Origin of the sequence: Streptomyces uncialis, assembly GCF_036250755.1 — a bacterium.
In the GTDB taxonomy this organism is placed as follows: Bacteria; Actinomycetota; Actinomycetes; order Streptomycetales; family Streptomycetaceae; genus Streptomyces; species Streptomyces uncialis.
The window spans coordinates 4,670,541-4,687,336 of record NZ_CP109583.1 but is presented as its reverse complement, the minus strand read 5'-3'; the positions used below and the strand labels follow the sequence as shown (position 1 = coordinate 4,687,336).

At 70.4% G+C, this 16,796-nt stretch carries 16 protein-coding genes and 3 pseudogenes; 9 read left to right on the top strand and 10 right to left on the bottom strand.

Going from position 1 to position 16,796, the window contains the following annotated elements:
• Positions 1–357: 357 nt before the first annotated feature.
• The 3 genes and pseudogenes from OG711_RS39155 to OG711_RS19430 form a co-directional block, all read left to right on the top strand.
• Positions 358–1,669, top strand: a pseudogene (locus tag OG711_RS39155) (DUF4158 domain-containing protein); the annotation flags it as partial.
• A 376-nt stretch (positions 1,670–2,045) separates the two neighbouring features.
• The gene (locus OG711_RS19435) at positions 2,046–2,567 is read left to right on the top strand and encodes a SigE family RNA polymerase sigma factor (protein WP_073785247.1); all 522 of its coding nucleotides are present in this window, start codon (positions 2,046–2,048) and stop codon (positions 2,565–2,567) included.
• Positions 2,564–3,142: a PASTA domain-containing protein gene (locus OG711_RS19430; RefSeq protein ID WP_073782886.1), complete on the top strand. Its 579-nt coding sequence runs from the start codon at positions 2,564–2,566 to the stop codon at positions 3,140–3,142. The genes OG711_RS19435 and OG711_RS19430 overlap by 4 nt, the downstream gene beginning before the upstream one ends.
• A 415-nt stretch (positions 3,143–3,557) precedes the next feature.
• Here OG711_RS19430 and OG711_RS19425 read toward each other — a convergent pair whose 3' ends face one another.
• Complete coding sequence (locus tag OG711_RS19425; protein ID WP_329559909.1) at positions 3,558–4,529, bottom strand: tyrosine-type recombinase/integrase; 972 nt, start codon at positions 4,527–4,529, stop codon at positions 3,558–3,560.
• Positions 4,530–4,855: 326 nt separating this feature from the next.
• On the opposite strand from OG711_RS19425, the pseudogene OG711_RS19420 reads away from it, so the two are divergent.
• Positions 4,856–5,346 (top strand): annotated as a pseudogene (locus OG711_RS19420) (MarR family winged helix-turn-helix transcriptional regulator).
• Positions 5,347–5,391: 45 nt separating this feature from the next.
• The gene (locus OG711_RS19415) at positions 5,392–5,856 is read left to right on the top strand and encodes a GNAT family N-acetyltransferase (protein ID WP_266509775.1); all 465 of its coding nucleotides are present in this window, start codon (positions 5,392–5,394) and stop codon (positions 5,854–5,856) included.
• 227 nt (positions 5,857–6,083) lie between these two features.
• On the opposite strand, the gene OG711_RS19410 is transcribed toward OG711_RS19415, so the two are convergent.
• From OG711_RS19410 to OG711_RS19390, 5 genes are all read right to left on the bottom strand, one after another.
• Complete coding sequence (locus OG711_RS19410; RefSeq protein WP_329559908.1) at positions 6,084–7,523, bottom strand: NF041680 family putative transposase; 1,440 nt, start codon at positions 7,521–7,523, stop codon at positions 6,084–6,086.
• Between the two features lie 212 nt (positions 7,524–7,735).
• A complete protein-coding gene (locus tag OG711_RS19405) occupies positions 7,736–9,391 on the bottom strand; it encodes an IPT/TIG domain-containing protein (RefSeq protein ID WP_329559907.1) in 1,656 nt (551 codons plus the stop codon).
• A 660-nt stretch (positions 9,392–10,051) separates the two neighbouring features.
• Entirely contained in the window at positions 10,052–10,372 is a 321-nt protein-coding gene (locus tag OG711_RS19400; RefSeq protein WP_266509773.1) for a hypothetical protein, read from the bottom strand.
• A 116-nt stretch (positions 10,373–10,488) separates the two neighbouring features.
• Positions 10,489–11,283: a phosphotransferase gene (locus OG711_RS19395; RefSeq protein WP_329559906.1), complete on the bottom strand. Its 795-nt coding sequence runs from the start codon at positions 11,281–11,283 to the stop codon at positions 10,489–10,491.
• 49 nt (positions 11,284–11,332) lie between these two features.
• A complete protein-coding gene (locus tag OG711_RS19390; RefSeq protein WP_329559905.1) occupies positions 11,333–11,539 on the bottom strand; it encodes a hypothetical protein in 207 nt (68 codons plus the stop codon).
• Between the two features lie 41 nt (positions 11,540–11,580).
• On the opposite strand from OG711_RS19390, the pseudogene OG711_RS19385 reads away from it, so the two are divergent.
• Positions 11,581–12,471 (top strand): annotated as a pseudogene (locus OG711_RS19385) (helix-turn-helix domain-containing protein); the annotation flags it as partial.
• A 31-nt stretch (positions 12,472–12,502) separates the two neighbouring features.
• Positions 12,503–12,709 (top strand): DUF397 domain-containing protein, encoded by a 207-nt coding sequence (locus tag OG711_RS19380; protein ID WP_329559904.1) that lies wholly within the window; start codon positions 12,503–12,505, stop codon positions 12,707–12,709.
• A 36-nt stretch (positions 12,710–12,745) separates the two neighbouring features.
• Here the strand turns inward: OG711_RS19380 and OG711_RS19375 are convergent, their stop codons facing one another.
• Complete coding sequence (locus OG711_RS19375; RefSeq protein WP_329559903.1) at positions 12,746–13,585, bottom strand: helix-turn-helix domain-containing protein; 840 nt, start codon at positions 13,583–13,585, stop codon at positions 12,746–12,748.
• A 366-nt stretch (positions 13,586–13,951) separates the two neighbouring features.
• Here OG711_RS19375 and OG711_RS19370 point away from each other — a divergent pair, with 366 nt between their 5' ends.
• The gene (locus OG711_RS19370) at positions 13,952–14,161 is read left to right on the top strand and encodes a DUF397 domain-containing protein (protein WP_329559902.1); all 210 of its coding nucleotides are present in this window, start codon (positions 13,952–13,954) and stop codon (positions 14,159–14,161) included.
• Between the two features lie 58 nt (positions 14,162–14,219).
• Here the strand turns inward: OG711_RS19370 and OG711_RS19365 are convergent, their stop codons facing one another.
• The 3 genes from OG711_RS19365 to OG711_RS19355 are packed head-to-tail and all read right to left on the bottom strand — an operon-like array spanning position 14,220 to position 16,142.
• Positions 14,220–14,639: an arsenate reductase ArsC gene (locus tag OG711_RS19365; protein WP_329559901.1), complete on the bottom strand. Its 420-nt coding sequence runs from the start codon at positions 14,637–14,639 to the stop codon at positions 14,220–14,222.
• Positions 14,632–15,747 carry an ACR3 family arsenite efflux transporter gene (gene arsB, locus OG711_RS19360; protein ID WP_329559900.1) on the bottom strand — a complete coding sequence of 372 codons (1,116 nt, stop codon included), beginning with the start codon at positions 15,745–15,747 and terminating at the stop codon, positions 14,632–14,634. Before arsB ends, OG711_RS19365 begins: the two co-directional genes overlap by 8 nt.
• Entirely contained in the window at positions 15,744–16,142 is a 399-nt protein-coding gene (locus tag OG711_RS19355; RefSeq protein ID WP_329559899.1) for an ArsR/SmtB family transcription factor, read from the bottom strand. Before OG711_RS19355 ends, arsB begins: the two co-directional genes overlap by 4 nt.
• Positions 16,143–16,233: 91 nt before the next feature.
• On the opposite strand from OG711_RS19355, the gene OG711_RS19350 reads away from it, so the two are divergent.
• On the top strand, positions 16,234–16,701 hold the full coding sequence (locus tag OG711_RS19350; protein ID WP_329559898.1) for an ArsI/CadI family heavy metal resistance metalloenzyme: 468 nt from the start codon (positions 16,234–16,236) through the stop codon (positions 16,699–16,701).
• Positions 16,702–16,796: the final 95 nt, after the last annotated feature.

The following is a 16,796-nucleotide window of genomic DNA, read 5'->3' as shown; positions in this document are numbered from 1 at the left end:
GTGGTTTTGCGCAGTTCCCCGCGGGTCGCCTTCGCTTGCGCTTCCCAGGTCTGTCCGGCTGGGCGTACTTCGTTCCTGTGCCGTCGCTCGGTGGTTTTGCGCAGTTCCCCGCGGGTCGCCTTCGCTTGCGCTTCCCAGGTCTGTCCGGCGGGGCGTACTTCATTGCTGTGCGGGTCGCTCGTGGGGTGCGCAGTTCCCCGCGCCCCTGGGTACTCGGTGCTGGGCGCACTTCGTTGCTGTGCCGTCGCTCGTCGTTTTCGCGCAGTTCCCCGCGCCCCTTTGGGGCGCATCCGGTCGGTTCTTCGGGTCGGGGCCGGTCGGGATTCTCCGTCCTCGCTCCAACGCGCTCGGTCCGGGGTGCCGGTCGATTTTTTGACGGATGAGCAGGCCGCTGGTTATGCGGCGTTTCGTGGAGCGCCGTCCCGTACGGAGTTGGAGCGGTTCTTCTTCCTGGACGACGCGGACCGGGAGCTGATCGAGGGCAAGCGCCGGGCCCACAACCGGCTGGGCTTCGCGGTCCAGCTGACGACCGCGCGGTACCTCGGGGTGTTCCAGGACGATCCCGTCGACGTGCCGGCCGAGGTGGTCGACTACCTCGCCAAGCAGCTCGACATCGCGGACGCGTCGGTCCTGAAGACATACGGGGAGCGGGAGAACACCCGGCTGGACCATGTACGGGAGTTGCGGCGGGTCCTGGAGTACCAGGAATTCGCCGGGGCGGAGGCCGAGCTGAGGGTGTGGGTGGACGCGCGGGCCTGGACGACCGGGGAGGGGCCGAAGGCGCTGTTCGACGCGGCGGTGGGGTGGCTGCGTGAGCGGCGGGTGCTGCTGCCGGGTGTGACGACGTTGACCCGGCTGGTCGCGTCGGTGCGGGAGGCGGCGAACCAGCGGTTGTGGGACACCTTGTACGGGCTGCTGAACACCGGTCAGCGGGCGGTGCTGGACTCGCTGCTCACCGTGCCGCCCAGGGCGCGGGTCTCCGAGCTGGACCGGCTGCGCCGGGGCCCGGTGCGGGTGTCGGGGCCGCAGATGAAGTGGTCGCTTCAGCGGGCGGAGGAGATCGCGTCCCTCGGGCTCCCGGCGGAGGCGGGTGAGCATCTGGTTGCGCGGGCCGCGCTGCTGGACGGCACGTACCGGGAGGTCGCCGGCCGGGTGCCGGACAACGCGCAGATCGAGTTCGGCGACGACTGCCGGCTTCACTTCGCCGCCCTGGAGCCGGAGCCCGAACCGGCCTCGCTGCTCGACCTGCGGGCCGCGGTGAACGCGATGCTCCCGAGGGTGGACCGGGCCGGAGGTGCTGCTGGAGGTGATCTCCTGGACCGGCGCGGACCAGGCGTTCACCTCCGTCACCGGCGGCGAGGCGAGGCTGAAGGACCTGCACGTCACGATCGCCGGACTGCTGGTCGCGCACGGCTGCAATGTCGGCTACACCCCCGTCATCGGCGGCGTGGACGCGCTGAAGTACGGCAGGTTGTCCCACGTCGACCAGACGTATCTGCGGCTCGCCACGTACCGGGCCGCGAACGCAACCCTCATCGAGGCCCAGGCCGCGATCGGTCTCGCCGCGGCGTGGGGCGGTGGGCTGGTCGCGTCGGTGGACGGGATGCGGTTCGTGGTGCCGGTGCAGTCGGTGTACGCCCGGCCGAATCCGAAGTACTTCGGGCGCCGTCGACCAGTCGGTGAAGGTCGCGGCCGCACCGCTCAGATCGGCGGTCACCCGGAAGGTGCCGCCGAAGGAGTCGCTGATCTGGGGCAGGGTGAGGGTGTACGTGTAGCCGGTGTCGACCGGGACGTGCGCACGAGGTCGGCGTCGTCGCGCATGACGGAGGGGACCCCGGCGTCGAGGCGGCCCTGACCGTGGTCCTCGCCGCAGGGGCAGACGCTCCACCCGCCTCCTGGGACACCCTTCCGTCCCGGCTGTGATTCACGTCACTGCCGGCGGCTCGGTGCAGCACCCGGCCCCGTTCCGCCGTCATGGGGGCAGTGATCGGGACGGGACGAGGAGAGGAGGTCGGCGGGTGAGGTTTCGCAGGAGCGGTCCGGGCATCGGATTCACGGAGTTCGTCGCACAGCGGTCGGGAGCGTTGTTCCGCACCGCGTATGCGCTGACCGGTGACGTGCACGTGGCCGAGGATCTGGTGCAGGAGACGCTGGAGCGGGCGTGCCGACAGTGGCGGAAGGTCGCGGTGGCGGACTCGCCGGAGGCGTACGTGCGCAAAGTGCTGGTCAACCTGGCCAACGACCGCTGGCGGCGGCTGTCGCGCCGGGGCGAGCGCCCCGGGCTGTCGGGGGTGCCCGAGACGGCCGACCCCCGGGACCGGTTCGGGCAGGTGGATCTGCGCGCGGAACTGATCGAGGCACTGCTCGGGCTGCCGATGGGCATGCGCAGCGTGGTGGTCCTGTACTACCTGCACGATCTGGACGCCCGGCAGGTCGCCGACGTCCTGGACATCTCTTCGAGTGCGGTGAGGTCCCAGCTCGCCCGCGGCCTGGCCAAGCTGCGCGATTCCGTATCGGGCGCCCAGGCGCCGCACACGCCGTCGGCCGCTTTCGGAGGTACGAAGTGAGGAACACGTCGTCCGGACCGGCCCCGTTCGAGCCGGGCCTCGAAGCCGAGCTGCGTGCCGCGGTGGCCTCCTTCGCCGACGGGCCGGCGGCGCCGGTCGTCGACGCGGCCGCGATCGAGCGATCCGTCAGCCGCAGCCGCACCCGCCGGGCGCTCCTCGGCACCGCTGCGGCGTGCTGCGTGCTGGCGTGCGCCACGGTGGGGTTCTTCGCGCTGAAGCCCGTGCCGCCCGCGCCCGGCGCCTCCCCGTCCCTGTCCCCACCGGCGAACGGGGCGTGCACCCCGCTCGCCACCGGCACCCCCAAGAGCGGAAGCGCCGATGCGACTCCGACACAGGAGCAGGAGCGGACCGCGGGAGCGGGCATCGCGCTGCCGGACCTGGCCGGCATGCCGGTCGAACAGGCCGGAAGCCTGCTGCGCGGACTCGGACTGAGCTGCACGATCATGCGGCACACGGACTGGAACGCTCCCGCCGGGCAGGTGATCAGCAGTGCCCCCCGGGGCGGCGCAGAACCGGTGGCACCGGGCTCGTCCGTCCTCCTGCTGGTCTCGACGGGCAAACCCGGCAGAACCTGAGCGACCGGGCCCTTCGGCCCGCGCACCGGCCGAGTGACCCAGGGGCCGGTGCCGGGCAGTCCGTCGACCGCGGCGCACCGGCTGGACGCCCGCCCCTCCGGGCCGCTGCTGGACTTTTCCTGGACGCGCGGGCCTGGACGACCCGGGAGAGCCTGGTGGTCGAGGAACTCCTGCAGCACCGCATCGACACGGCGACGCACGTCCCGCAGGTCCAGGGGGTCAGGGGGCAACCGCACGACGTTCACGCTCCTCCGGCCAGCCCGTGGCCCGTCACCGGGTAGCCGGTGTCGGCGTGAAGGGCGGTGCACCGCAGGGCCTGGCCGTGAACCAGTTCACCAGCCCCGCCACCAGGACGAACAGCCCTGCCGGGGAGCGCGCTGGAGCGCACACCAGCGCGCACCGCTCCGCGCGCGGGTCAGCGGCGGGCGTCCCCGGGCGCGAGCAGAGCGGTGACGTCCGCGATGGCGGCCGCCGAGGGTTTGAAGTACCGGCGGACGTTCTCGACCTTCTTGTGCCGGGACTTGGCCATCAGCATCAGCAGCGACGCACCCTGCTCGCCGAGGTGGGTCAAGCCGGAGTGGCGGTACTCGTGCAGGTCCCAGCCGGTGCCCGGCCCCGCGTGCGCGGTGTGCTGGTCGAGCAGAGCGCGGGCCTGGCCGTAGGAGAGGCGGGCTAGGCCGGTGTCTGGGCAGACGTCCCGGGCTGAGAGCATCTTGCCGGGTCCGGGGCGGCGGTGGGTGACGAACACCGGCCCGCGGGTGCGGCCCTTGATCAGCCGGGGCAGGAGCCGCGCGGTGCCGGCGTCCCAGTAGACCGTCTCCAGCACGAAGTCCTCGCGGCCCCGGCCGCCCCGGCGGCGGACGGCGGAGCCCTTGGCCTTCACCGGGGCCCGGCGCCCGGCGAGATCCAGCTCCTCGACGTTGACGCCCAGAATCTCCTCGGCGCGGGCAGCGGTCTCGTAGAGCATCCGCCACAGCGTCTTCTCCCGCAGGTGCACCTCCCGGCGCGCGATCAGCCGGTCGACCACCATCTTCGACCGGGCCGGGGTCTGCGAGTCGGGCGGGGGCATCCGCTTCGCCCAGGCCGGGACCGCCGGGCCGTCGTACCCACGCTCGCCGCACCAGCCCAGCCAGGACAGGACCGATGCCCGGCGCGCGTTCCAGGTGTTCACCGCGGACCGGCCCCACAGCACCTCCAGGGCCTCGCCGATCTCGTCGTCCGCGACCGACGCCAGCGGCCGGCCCTCGCCGATCCGCTCGGCGGTCTTGCCCACCCCGGCCCCGTAGCTCCGGACCGTGTTCGGGTTGCCGAGCGAGTCCAGGAAGACGTCGGCCGCGGCGCGGACCGTGAGCGCCTTCCCGACGGGCAGTTGTACGACGGCGGGCACCGCTTCCCCTTTGCCACAGATAACAGGGCCGCTTCGCGCAGCGGCCCGGGGACGTCGCCGCAGGTGACACATCCCGGTGCCGCAGATAATAGGGCGTTATCTGGGGGAAGACCTCAGACCGGCCCCGCGACCGACGCCCCGTCAGCCGCCCACCAGGGCCGATCGAGGCTTAGCGCCGGTTTTCGTTCCGATGTTCCTCAACCCCCAGATTCCCGCCCACCCCCTTCCGTAGCCGGGCGAGTGCACGGGGAGGGGGGTTCAACGGCGCGGGGACGGGGTTGGGACCGTCGGACGGGTGGTCTGGTGGGGGATATAGCGTCGCGCGCATGAGACCGCTGACCGAGAACGCCACCGACCAGGCGCCGGCTGATCCGGCCGCCACCGACGACATGCTGGCCACGCAGCCCATCGGGTACTGGAGTGGCCTCGCCCATAAGGCCGTTACCCGGAAGCTGCGGGACGCCATGGCCAGGATCGACGTCACGCAGCCGCAGTACTGGGTGCTCAACCGGGTCAACGGTGGTCCCGCCGCGCCGGGCCGTGAAAGGTCGTCACCCAGCTGACGCCCCTCGCGGACGGACCGCACGAGATCGCTCGTGTCATAGACCAGTTGATCCACCGCGGCTGGCTCAGGACCGACGCCGGGCAGCGCCTCCAGCTCACCGACGCCGGGGAGGCCGCGAGGGCGCGGTTGCGCGAGCTGGCGACCGAGCTGCGCGGCGTGGTCCACGAGGGCATCAGCGACGAGGAGTACGTGGCCGCGCTCAAGGTGCTGCGCAGGATGGTCGCCAACGTCGAGGGTGTGCAGTCCTCCTGATGCCGTACCCGGCGTCGTTGCGCTTGGTCATGCCAGACTGCCCGGATGATCGTCAGACTTGCGGGAGATGAGGACTTCCCGGGCTTCCTCGGCCTGGCGGCCCAGGTAGAGCACTGGTTCGGTCCGATGGTCGAGGAGGTGGGCTTCCATGACGCTGTGCGCGAGCACATACGTCGGTCCAGGGCGCTCGTCGCTGTTTCGTCGGGGCCGGAACTCCTCGGCGGGCTGCTGTTCGGTGCGGAGGCGTCGACCCACCACGTCCACTGGCTTGTCATCTCGGAGCAGGCGCGGGGTAAGGGCGTCGGTCGGGCGCTGATGTCGGACGCGACGCGCAGGTGGGTGCGGGGGCCGGGCAGCATCGAGGTGGTCACCTTCGGGGCGGATCACCCCGGTGCTGTCGCCAGCGGCGCGCGTGTCTTCTACGAGCGCCTGGGCTTCGCCCCTGCCGAGGCCGCCGACCCGGGACCGGAAGGCGGTTCCCGCCAGATCTACCGCCGCACCGTCACCTGACGAGCCCCCCGAAGTACCGCACAGGAACAGGTACGCCCAGGTGTGGATCCCCAGGGCCGCGAGGAACCGCGCCCCCCCGAAGTACCCGCACGGGAACAGGTACGCCCAGCACAGGTAACCCAGGGGCGCGAGGAACCGCGCACCCCCGAAGTACCGCACGGGAACAGGTACGTCCAGGTGGGGAACCCCAGGGGCGCGAGGAACCGCGCACCCCCGAAGCTTGATCCTTAAGGTCTCGCCCGGTCACGTTCGTAGAGGGTGCTGGGTCGTTTGATGGTTTTGCCCACGTCCTGGTGGGTGGCGGGGTGCCGGTTCTTGGAGCCGGGTGGGCGTCCGGGGCCTGCCCGGCTGGGTTTGGGCACCCGGGCCGGGCACGGCAAGTGGGGTCGCAGGTGCCGGAACCCGCGCCGGACGCGGGTGGGAGTGAGGGCGGTGCCGGGCCGGGTGGCCTTCTCCCAGGGCTTGCGCTGGTCGATGGTCAGCGGTGCGGCAAGGCGGAGCTGGGTGTGTGCGACGACGACAAGCCAGGTCCAGCGGTCCGCTGCGTGCGGGTCACGCATCCGCGGCCGGGCCCAGCCGAGGGACTGTTTGAACAGGCGAAATGTGTGCTCAAGATCGAATCTGCGCAGGTAGGACGACCAGATGAAGTCGACGTCGTCCGGGGTGGCGCCGGTGGCTGAGGACCACAGCCATACCGGCGGTGCTTCGCGGTCGCGCGGCAGGTGATCGACGTTCAGGCGGATCAGGGTGCCTTCGATGACGGGGAGTTCGTTGTCGTGGTCGATCCAGGCGGAACGTTGCTGGAGGCGGGGGTGAAGTCGGTCCCACGCTTGGGCTTCGGCTGTGCCGTAGCGGGGGGTGTCGTTGACCGTGATGACGGACGGCTTGGGCCAGGTCTGCGGGTGGGCGAGGCGGAACTCCTTGCCGTGGCGCGGTGGCCCTCCGCCCCGGGGGTCATGGACGCGTGGGGGTTTCGGGAGCCGTAGGTTGCGGTCCGAGCGCAGTCGGCCGACCAGTTCGACAGGCAGGTCCCGCAGCAACCAGGCCAGCCGCATGACGTCGTAGCCGGCGTCCATCACGATCAGCATGTCCCGGTCGCCCGGCTGCCACTGGCCGACCGTGATGAGGCGCTCGGCCACACTGCGGAGCTGGTGGGCGGTGACAGCTGCGGCGTCGTCGGCGGGCCCGAGCCTCACCACGTCCAAGACCTGGGTCCAGGAGGTGCGGTCCGGGGTGAGCGCGGCGACGAAGGAGTACGGCCAGCCCGGGATGATCTGCGCGGCCTGCCGGGAACGGCCATGGACGTGGCAGAAGAGGCGTTCCGGCGCACAGGCGGCGTCCGAGCGCAGCCACGGGGAGACGTCCACGGTGAGCACGAGGCGCCCGTCGAAACGCGGCAAGGGCAGGGACGCCAGCAAATCCCGTAGTTGGTCGGTGTCCAGGCGGCCGTGGTTGAGCGCGCCGTACAACGATCCGTAGCCACGGCGATGTTCAGCGGTCAGCGACAGTTCCACCGGCGTCCTCACGGGCCCGTCCGCGCACAGCAGCGCGTCGGTCAGCTCGAAGAACGCGTCCGCCCGCGTGGACAGACACCCGTAGAAGGCTGTCCGGAAGCGGGACAGTTCGGCGAATTCCCTTTCCACGCAGGCTGGCTCCAGCACGCTCATCCCAGGTCTCCCTCGTGAACTACCTGCTCTCGTTGCAGAGTTCAGGATCACGAGGAGGGACGCCCCCATACCCTGCGATCACCCCAACGGGTGACCGCATAACCAGGCAAACCGATAGGGGTCGAGCTGAGCGTCTCCCCCGTCGCAGCAGTGCGCAGAGCGCCTGGTGGCCGGGCACATCCGTGCCGGGCCACCAGGCGCGTGGGCGGGGGTTACGGGCAGGTGGCGAGGATGACGGAGACGACGGTGCAGGTCGCGGACGCGCTGTCGTTGGCCGGGTTGTTGTCGGTGGGTGCGGAGGCGGTGCGGGTTCCGGTGACGGTCACCTGGCCGAGTGAGAGCAGGTGGAGCGGGACGCGGAAGGACTTGTTGGTGCTGGCTCCGTTGGCGATGGCGCCGTAGGTGCAGGTCACAGTGCCTGTGCTGGTGGTGCATCCGGTGGACAGGTTCGTCGCCACGGCGCCCGGGGGCAGAGTTGCCTTCACGGTGGCGGAGGTGACGGCGTTGGGGCCGGTGTTGTGGGCGGTGAGGGTGTAGGTCAGGTAGGGGACCAGGATGCCCAGGTGCGGCTGTCCGGCGACGTTCACGTCGATGTCGGCGGCCAGGGCGTTGTAGGTGAACTGGTCGGCCGTGGTGGCGGGGCTGGTGCCGCCGGGGGTGGTGACCCTCACGTGCACGGTGCCCGCGGCGTGGGCGGGTGAGGTGGCGGCGCAGGAGGTCGCGGTGCAGGAGATGCCGGTGGCGGGGGTGCCGCCGAAGTCGATGTTGGTGGCGCCGTTCAGGTCGGTGCCGGTGATCGTCACGCTGGTGCCGCCGGCGGTGGTCCCGCTGGAGGGGCTGATGCCGGTCACCGCCGGGGCTGCCACCGGTGGTGCCACACCCAGGACGGTGACGTTGTCCCCGTTGCCGGCGTACAGGCGCGTGCCGTCCGCGTTGACGGCCAGGGCGTAGACGTAGTTGGTCGCGACGCTGGAGTCCACGGTGGCGGTGGCCACGTCGATGACGTTGACCGCGCCGTACGAGCCGGTGTAGAGGCGGGTGCCGTCGGGGCTGACCGCCAGAGCTCCGGTGTCGGAGGAGGCCGCGATGGTCGAGCTGACGGTGTTCGTCGCGGTGTTGATGACCACGACGGACCCGTCGCCGAAGGAGCTGGCGGCGTAGACCTTCGTGCCGTCGGGGCTCACCACGATGCCCCGCAGGCTTCCCGTCGCCGCGATGGTGGCGGTGACGGTGTTCGTCGCGGTGTCGATGACACTGACGTGGTCCTGCGCGGAGACGTAGACCCGGCTCCCGTCGGAGGTGACCGCCGCCCCGTACGGGAAGGTGCCCACCGCGACGGTGGCGGTGACGGTGTTGGTGGCGGTGTCGATGACGCTGACGCTTGAGTCGCTGTTGTTCGCGACGTACGCCCGGCTGCCGTCCGGGGTGACCACGACACCCTGCGGGTCCACGCCGACCGGGACGGTGGCGGTCACCGTCTGGTTGGCGGCATCGATCACGTGCACGCTGTCGCCGTCGATGTCGGTGGAGTACAGCACGGTGCCCGCGGGATTCACCGCCAGGCCGAAGGGGCCGGGTCCGCCGGAGGAGAACGTGCTGGTGACCGTGTCGGTCGCGGTGTCCAGAGTGTTGATTCTGCTCTGGCCGGCGTTGCCGACGTAGACGGTGTTCCCGTCCGGTGCGACCACGACCGTGTCGGCGCTGGAGCCGGTGTTCACGGTGGCGATCACGGTGGGCGGCGCGGCGGCCGCGGGACCGGCGGCCAGGGCGACCAGCCCGGTGACGGCGAGGGCGAAGGAACCGGTCAGGGCCGTTAATCTGTGGCGGAACCGCGAGGCGCGGGGGCGGGGAGGAGCTGTTGACGACATGCGCACGTCACCCTTCCAGGCTGGACGCGCCGCCGCGGTCGGGAGCCGAACGGCCCCCTGGGCATCCCACACCGGCGCGGTCGTACCGAACACGGTGGGGCCCTGGCGGCACGACGACGCGGACCACACACCACCGGCCCACCACTGGGTAACCCTCCGCGCCGATCCTGCCACGTTGCGTAGACCGGCCGCAGGCAAGTGCTCGAAAAATAGTCCGCCACCACAAAGCCCGGCCATCGCCCACTGGCAGAAAGCCGCGCAGGCCCACCCGGCTCTCACAGCTTGATCCTTAACGTCCCGACAGCGACCGGGAGGTTAAGGATCAAGCGAAGTACTTGTGCTGGAACAAGTAGGCCCAGCACAGGTAACCCAGGGGCGCGGGGAACCGCGCACCCCCGTCCGACCCGAACGGGAACAAGCACGCCCACCCGAACAGACCTCAGAAGCGCAAGCGAAGGCGACCCGCTGGGAACTCCTCCGGTACGGCAAGCGGCACCGCGTCAGTCGTGCACTCCGGGCACACGTACCGCAACCCGGCGCCACCCCGCGAGGGGCCCCCGCACCCGACGGCGACGGCCGCCATGGTCCTCCGCCCGCAGCCGGAACAATCCGCTTCGAGGACGTCCGGCGCGCTCTCCGGGAACCACAGGGTCCGCCCGCTCATCCGACGGCCGAGAAGTGGTCGCCGGGGTACGCGTACGGATAGTCGACCCCGAGCTCCGCGAAGGCGGCGGCCCACCGGCGTTCCCGCTGGTCAGGGGTGAGATCGAGCTCCGCGTCCGCGAGGAACACCGCACGGGCCTGACGGGAGCTGATCCCCGGCCACGGCTTGGCCCACGCGCTGCAAGGGACCTCGTCCGGGACGGGGTGAACGGGGTCGTGGTCGAGGTGCGCGGCGGAGTGCCGTCCGGGCTTCCTGCGCCGGGTCCACGGGAGAAGGTCCAGCACCCGCAAAAGGGCATGGAGGATAGAGTCACGCATACGTCGGGTCAGCTCCTTGGAGGCTGGTTCGGCCAGCCCCGGCGGAACGCTGCAACGGTCCGTCGGGGTGATCTGTCTTCGGGCACGGGCCGGGTCGGCCCGCACTCGTGGTGCGGCTAGATACCGCTGAGCAGCGCTTGGTAGCGCTCGTTGCTGGGCGTGGCGTCCGGTTCACCGATGCGGGCGGTCCACTCCCGGCAGGTCCCGTCCACGAACGCCTTGACGGCGAGGGGGTCGGCGTCCCGCCAGCTCGTGAAGCCGGACAGCCAGGCGAGCGCGTCCCCGGCCGGCTGCCCGCACTCCATGAGCCGGACGGCGACGTACGCGGGGTCCACCCAGGGCGGTCCGACGGCGGGCATGGCCCAGTCCAGGAACCAGGCGGCAGAGGTACGGCCGTCGATCAGGATGTTGTGCGGATTCAGGTCCGTGTGCAGAAGGCAACGGCCCTTCAACGAGGCGGACTCCGTGCGGTCGAGACGACCGGCGAACCGATCCGCGAGGTCCGGTACGGGGAGTCCGGGCACGGGCACGGCGGGCAGCCCCCGAAGCGCTGCGGCCACCGCGCCGAGGTCCTTCGACCCGGTCCCCAGGTCGGCGTACCTCCCGTCCACGAAGCCGAACGCGAGGCAGTACCAGCCCTCCGCCCGGAACCGGTACAGCACGGGCGGGCTGACTCCGGTGACATGCTCGTTCAGCGAGTCCTCGCAGGCGAGCGCGGCTACTTGCGCCGGGTCGTCGTCCCGTACCCCTTTGAGGAACAGCCGTCCGCCCCCGACGGTGTCGACCCGCGCGGCGAGCGAGCAGTTGAGCCCGTCAGCGACGGAGTCGGCCCGGATCACCTGACCGGCGGCCATCTCGATCAACGTGCGCAGGCTGAGGGGCAGTTCGTTCCAGCCGACACGGTCGTTCATGTACGGGTTCCTTCCGGTGGGGGTGGTGGGTGGAGGGGCGGTCGTCCCGTCACAGCAGCCGCCAGTACGTCCCGAGCCGACGCCGCCGGTCGTTCTCCAGCCGGATACGGGCTTCGAGCCGCGACCGGGCGGTACGGGCGGCCTCCTCCCGTTCCCGCTGGAGATCGGGCCCTTCCTGGTCCGGGCAGTCCGGCCAGGGGCACCGGCACGGCGGCCAGGCGAACACATACGGATCGGGAGGGATGTGGTCACGCAAGGCCGTACCTTCCGCCGTCGTTCGTCTCTGTGCGTGACCAGATGAACACAACTACCCGTATACTCGCATCACTTGAGGGTCGAATCTTCAAGTTCCCTTACCGTGCGCTCCAGTGCTTGGAGCAGCAGAATGTGAGGTCAGAGGGCATGAATGCTCCCGAGCCGCCGCGAAACTTGAGTCCCTTGACGTCCTTCGGGTTGGACATGCGCGAGATACGCCGAGCGCGGAAAATGACCATGAAGAACCTGGGCCGGGCCACGGGCTACTCGGAGAGCTACGTGAGCAAGGTCGAGGCCGCGAAGCAGCCTCCGAGCCTGAAGTTCGTCACCGGAGCCGATCGTGCCTTGGCTACGGGAGGGATGCTGGAGCGACAGCTCGAACGCATTCTCCTGGGGGATCACCCCAAGGGCTTCCTGCCGTACATCGAGCTGGAGCAAAAGGCGACGCGTATCCAGAACTACTCGAACATCTTCGTGATGGGCATGTTCCAGACGGAGGAGTACGCTCACGCGGTCTTCGACGCCAACGTCCCGCGTCTGCCCGACGAGCAGATCGAGAGCATGATTGCGGCCCGACTGCGGCGACTGGACATTGTGAATGGCGCGTCCTCGCCAGCCGTATGGATGGTGGTGCACGAGAACTGCTTGCGAACTGTCGTCGGTGATCGCCACGTCATGGCGAAGCAGCTCGACCACCTGACTGAGGTGGCGAAGCTGCCAGCCATCACCATCCAGGTGCTCCCCTTCAGCGAAGGTGCGCCCCCTCACTACCTGGCCTTCACCGTGCTGAAGTTCAAGAAGGAGCCCACAGTGCTCCACACCGACGGGTTCAAGGGAGGACGCCGATATGACGATGGTGTGATCGTCGGCGAGGCCGCCCAGCGATACGATCAGCTACTGGCAAAGGCGCTTTCGCCCGCGCGCTCAATACGTTGGATCGCTGAAGCAGCGAGGGAGTTCAGGGATGACCCCGATACCGAAGCCACTGTGGCGCAAGTCCAGCCACAGCGGAGGGGACGGCGGCCAGTGCGTCGAGTGGGCGCCCGGATTCGTCCAGCTGGCGGACGTGGTTCCCGTTCGGGACAGTAAGGTCCCGGCCGGACCTGTGCTGATGGTGTCGCCGGAGGCGTTCGCGGGTCTGGTGGCGTTGGCTCGGGACACCGCGTCGTAGGGCTCACGCGTGTGGGCACCGTAGCTCGCGGGCGGATCACCTCAGGGAGTGGATCGCTCCGCTGATCAGCGCGCGTGCGCGGGGGCCGTGGACCGCCATACCGGACAGGCGCGTGAACGCGCGTCGGTAGAGCTGGACCTCGGTCGGGGCCGTCACGGTGACCTTGGCGGTGAGGAGTTCGACGTGCACCCTCCTGTCGTCGAACATCGTGAACGTCTCGGGCCCCCACAGCTCCCGTCGCGCGGCCCGGGGGATGACACCGAGCGAGACGGCCGGGTACGACATGACCGTGAGCAGATGGGCGAGCTGCCCGGCCATGACGGTGTCGCTGCCGATGCGGTGGGTCAGTACGTCTTCCTCGATCAGCAGGACGACGCGGTGGTGTCCGTCGCGGATGAGGTGCGACCGCTCGACGCGGGCGATCGCGGCGGCACGGGCGTCGTCCGGGAGGTGGCGGAAGCCCGCGATCAGTGACAGCAGCGCGTGGGCGTAGTCCTCGGTCTGGAGCAGCCCAGGCACGACGCGGGAGGAGTAGACGCGGAAGAGTTCGGTGCGCTGGTAGAGCGGGAGGTTCGCGTGCTGGAGCCTGCGCAGCCCGGTGCGCTGCACGCGTCGCCATTCGACGTACATCGAATCGGCGGTGCGGGACGACGCGATGAGGTCCGCCGCCTGGTCGCCGCTGCCGCACGCGGCACACCAGGCACGGATGTCGGCGTCGCTGGGGGCTGTCCTCGCGGCCTCGATCCGTGAGGATTTCGCCTTGCTCCATCCGCACCGGTCGGCAAGCGCCTGCATCGTGAGACCGGCGTCGAGACGCAGTTCCTTGAGCCGCGCGGCGATCGACTCGCGGGCGGCCTGGGCGCTGGAGCAGGACATCGCTTCCTCACTCCCACGTCGGGATCGGGCCTCTATCGTCGTGGCTGTGACGGGGGCTGCCAAGCGTGGCCGGAGGGTGGTTCGGGGCACGACCCCGGCGCGTTGTGGGGCACGGTCGGGCGCCCTGGGAACAGGCGGAGCCGCCAGGGGCAGCCCACGGTGCCGGTCGGAGACGCGGACCGCGAGGTACCCGGCCGGTGGCCCGTTCGGCGGCCACCCCGCAGGATGCGGGAACTCGTTCCGCGTCCTGCTTGCCGCCTGCGAACGTCCGGCGTACCGCGTCGGCACTGATGGGTAGAGGACAGCTACTGCGGCAGCTCTTGAGCGCCCAACCTTTCGTCGTGGTGTACAGCCAAGGAGGCAACGATGGCGCAGATCGTGTCGGACTCGTCTTGGATCAAGTCCAGCTACAGCGGCTCGGACGGCGGCCAGTGCTTCGAGTGGGCACCCGAATTCGTCCGATCAGGGGACGTGGTTCCCGTTCGGGACAGTAAGGTCCCGGCCGGACCTGTGCTGATGGTGTCTCCGGAGGCGTTCGCGGGTCTGGTGGCGTTGGCGCGGGGGACGGCACCGTAGGGACTCGGCGGCCGGGACCGTTGGTGAGGCCAGTCGCGTCGGCGGGGCCGGGTGGAGGTCAGGCGGGCTCGGGCAGGAGTTCGGCGAGCAAGCCCCTGACGCGTTGTTCGATCTCGTCGCGGATGGGACGCACCGCTTCGACGCCCTGTCCGGCCGGGTCGTCGAGCTTCCAGTCGAGGTAGGTCTTGCCGGGGAAGACGGGGCAGGTGTCGCCGCAGCCCATGGTGATGACCACGTCGGACGCCCGGACGGCTTCGATGGCCAGGGCCTTCGGTGTCCCGGCGGACATGTCGATCCCGACTTCCGCCATGGCGCGCACGGCGGCGGGGTTCACGGTGGCGGCGGGTGCGGACCCGGCGGAGCGGACCTCGACCCGGCCGCCGGCGAGGTGGGTGAGGAACGCGGCGGCCATCTGCGAGCGGCCCGCGTTGTGGACGCACACGAACAGCACCGAGGGTTTCGGCCGGGGCTCAGACACGGGCGGGGCCTTCCGGGACGGCGGCCGGTCCGGCCGCGGGGTCGGGGGTGGTGGGGAAGAAGCGGCGGGCCCTCAGGGCGACGTAGACGAGTCCGATGAGGACCGGGACCTCGATCAGCGGGCCGACGACACCCGCGAGGGCCTGTCCGCTGGTGGCGCCGAAGGTGGCGATGGCGACCGCGATGGCGAGTTCGAAGTTGTTGCCCGCCGCGGTGAACGCCAGCGTCGTCGTCTTCGCGTAGCCGAGCCCCGCCGCCCGGCCGATCGCCATGGACCCGGCCCACATCACGGCGAAGTACACCAGCAGCGGTACCGCGATCCGGGCCACGTCCACCGGCTTCGAGGTGATCGCCTCACCCTGGAGGGCGAAGAGCACGACGATCGTGAACAGCAGCCCGTACAGGGCGAACGGCCCGATCCGGGGGATCAGCTCCGTCTCGTACCAGTCGCGGCCCCGGGTCCTCTCGCCGATACGGCGGGTGAGGTACCCGGCGACGAGGGGGATGCCGAGGAAGACGAGGACGGAGCTGGCGATCTCCCAGGCGGAGATGTCCAGGCCGGTGGTCGCCAGGCCGAGCCAGCCGGGCAGCAGGTCGAGGTAGAACCAGCCCAGGAGGCCGAAGGCGATCACCTGGAAGACGGAGTTCACCGCGACCAGGACGGCGGCGGCCTCCCGGTGGCCGCGCGCGAGGTCGTTCCAGATGATGACCATCGCGATGCAGCGGGCGAGCCCGACGATGATCAGCCCGGTGCGGTACTCCGGCAGGTCGGGCAGGAGGATCCAGGCGAGCGCGAACATCAGCGCCGGACCGAGCACCCAGTTCAGCACCAGTGACCAGACGAGCAGGGGCCGGTCGCGGGTGACGGTGCCGAGCCGGTCGTAGCGGACCTTGGCCAGCACCGGGTACATCATCACCAGCAGGCCGAGCGCGATCGGCAGCGACACCCCCGTCACCGTCACCTTCGCCAGCGCGTCCCCGAGCCCCGGGACGAGTCGGCCGAGGCCGAGGCCGGCGGCCATCGCGACGAGAATCCACACGGCGAGGTAGCGGTCGGGGAACGACAGCCGGGACGCCACCGGCCCCGCCGCGACGGCCGGGGCGCTCACGCGGGGAGTCCGGCGGGCTCGGGCAGGGAATCGCCCGCGGGCCGGGTGAGGAGACCGGCGAGCCGGTCGGTCGTCTCCGGCAGCGGCCGGTAGTACACCCACGTCCCCCGCCGTTCGGAGGCGATCAGCCCGGCCTCGCGCAGCAGTTTGAGGTGGTGGGAGATCGTCGGCTGGGACAGGTCGAACGCCGGGGTGAGATCGCAGACGCAGACCTCGCCCCCGGCGCGGGAGGCGATCATCGACAGCAGCCGCAGCCGCACCGGATCACCGAGCGCCTTGAACACCTTCGCCAGCACCACGGCCTGGTCCTCGTCCAGCGGGGCCGACAGCAGGCCGGGGCAGCAGCCCTCCACCGTGGCGTCCTGCCCGAGCACCGGAAGCTCTTGATTCGACATGTCTCTATGTTGACGAACTTCGATTCAAGAGGCAAGCTCGACAACGTAAGACATCGACAAACATCGATACAGAGTGTTCGAGGAGTACGTCATGTCCCGCGTCCAGCTCGCCCTCAACGTCGCCGACCTCGAAGCGTCGGTCGTGTTCTACACCCAGCTCTTCGGCGTCGAGCCCGCCAAGCGCCGCCCCGGCTACGCCAACTTCGCCATCGCCGAACCCCCGCTCAAGCTCGTCCTGATCGAGGGGGAGGAAGGCCAGGACACCCGCCTCGACCATCTGGGCGTCGAAGTCGATTCCACGGAGACGGTCACCGCCGCCACGGCCCGCCTCAAGGACGCCGGGCTCGCCACCTTCGAGGAGAACGACACCTCCTGCTGCTACGCCCTCCAGGACAAGGTCTGGGTCCACGGCCCCGGTAGGGAGCCGTGGGAGGTCTACGTCGTCAAGGCCGACGCCGATCGGATGGGCAAGAGTCCTGTCCTGGACGGCGACGCCTGCTGCACCGGGCAGCGCACGACGGACGGGGACGACCGGTCCGCCCCGGCGGTCGCGGGCTAGGGAACGGTCGGCCGCCCCCGGAACCGCCGCAGTCAGCGGCGGCCCGCGGTGCCGATCGGAGGCGTACGGAGTGCGAAGCCCCCGCGAACCGTAAG

What these genes read in the sequence shown, in the direction of transcription:
- OG711_RS19415 (WP_266509775.1), top strand. Translation starts at nt 5,392, where the DNA reads ATGATCGTCAGACTTGCGGGAGATGAGGACTTCCCGGGCTTCCTCGGC.
- OG711_RS19410 (WP_329559908.1), bottom strand. Translation starts at nt 7,523, where the DNA reads ATGAGCGTGCTGGAGCCAGCCTGCGTGGAAAGGGAATTCGCCGAACTG.
- OG711_RS19405 (WP_329559907.1), bottom strand. Translation starts at nt 9,391, where the DNA reads ATGTCGTCAACAGCTCCTCCCCGCCCCCGCGCCTCGCGGTTCCGCCAC.
- OG711_RS19400 (WP_266509773.1), bottom strand. Translation starts at nt 10,372, where the DNA reads ATGCGTGACTCTATCCTCCATGCCCTTTTGCGGGTGCTGGACCTTCTC.
- OG711_RS19395 (WP_329559906.1), bottom strand. Translation starts at nt 11,283, where the DNA reads ATGAACGACCGTGTCGGCTGGAACGAACTGCCCCTCAGCCTGCGCACG.
- OG711_RS19380 (WP_329559904.1), top strand. Translation starts at nt 12,503, where the DNA reads ATGACCCCGATACCGAAGCCACTGTGGCGCAAGTCCAGCCACAGCGGA.
- OG711_RS19375 (WP_329559903.1), bottom strand. Translation starts at nt 13,585, where the DNA reads ATGTCCTGCTCCAGCGCCCAGGCCGCCCGCGAGTCGATCGCCGCGCGG.
- OG711_RS19370 (WP_329559902.1), top strand. Translation starts at nt 13,952, where the DNA reads ATGGCGCAGATCGTGTCGGACTCGTCTTGGATCAAGTCCAGCTACAGC.
- OG711_RS19355 (WP_329559899.1), bottom strand. Translation starts at nt 16,142, where the DNA reads ATGTCGAATCAAGAGCTTCCGGTGCTCGGGCAGGACGCCACGGTGGAG.
- OG711_RS19350 (WP_329559898.1), top strand. Translation starts at nt 16,234, where the DNA reads ATGTCCCGCGTCCAGCTCGCCCTCAACGTCGCCGACCTCGAAGCGTCG.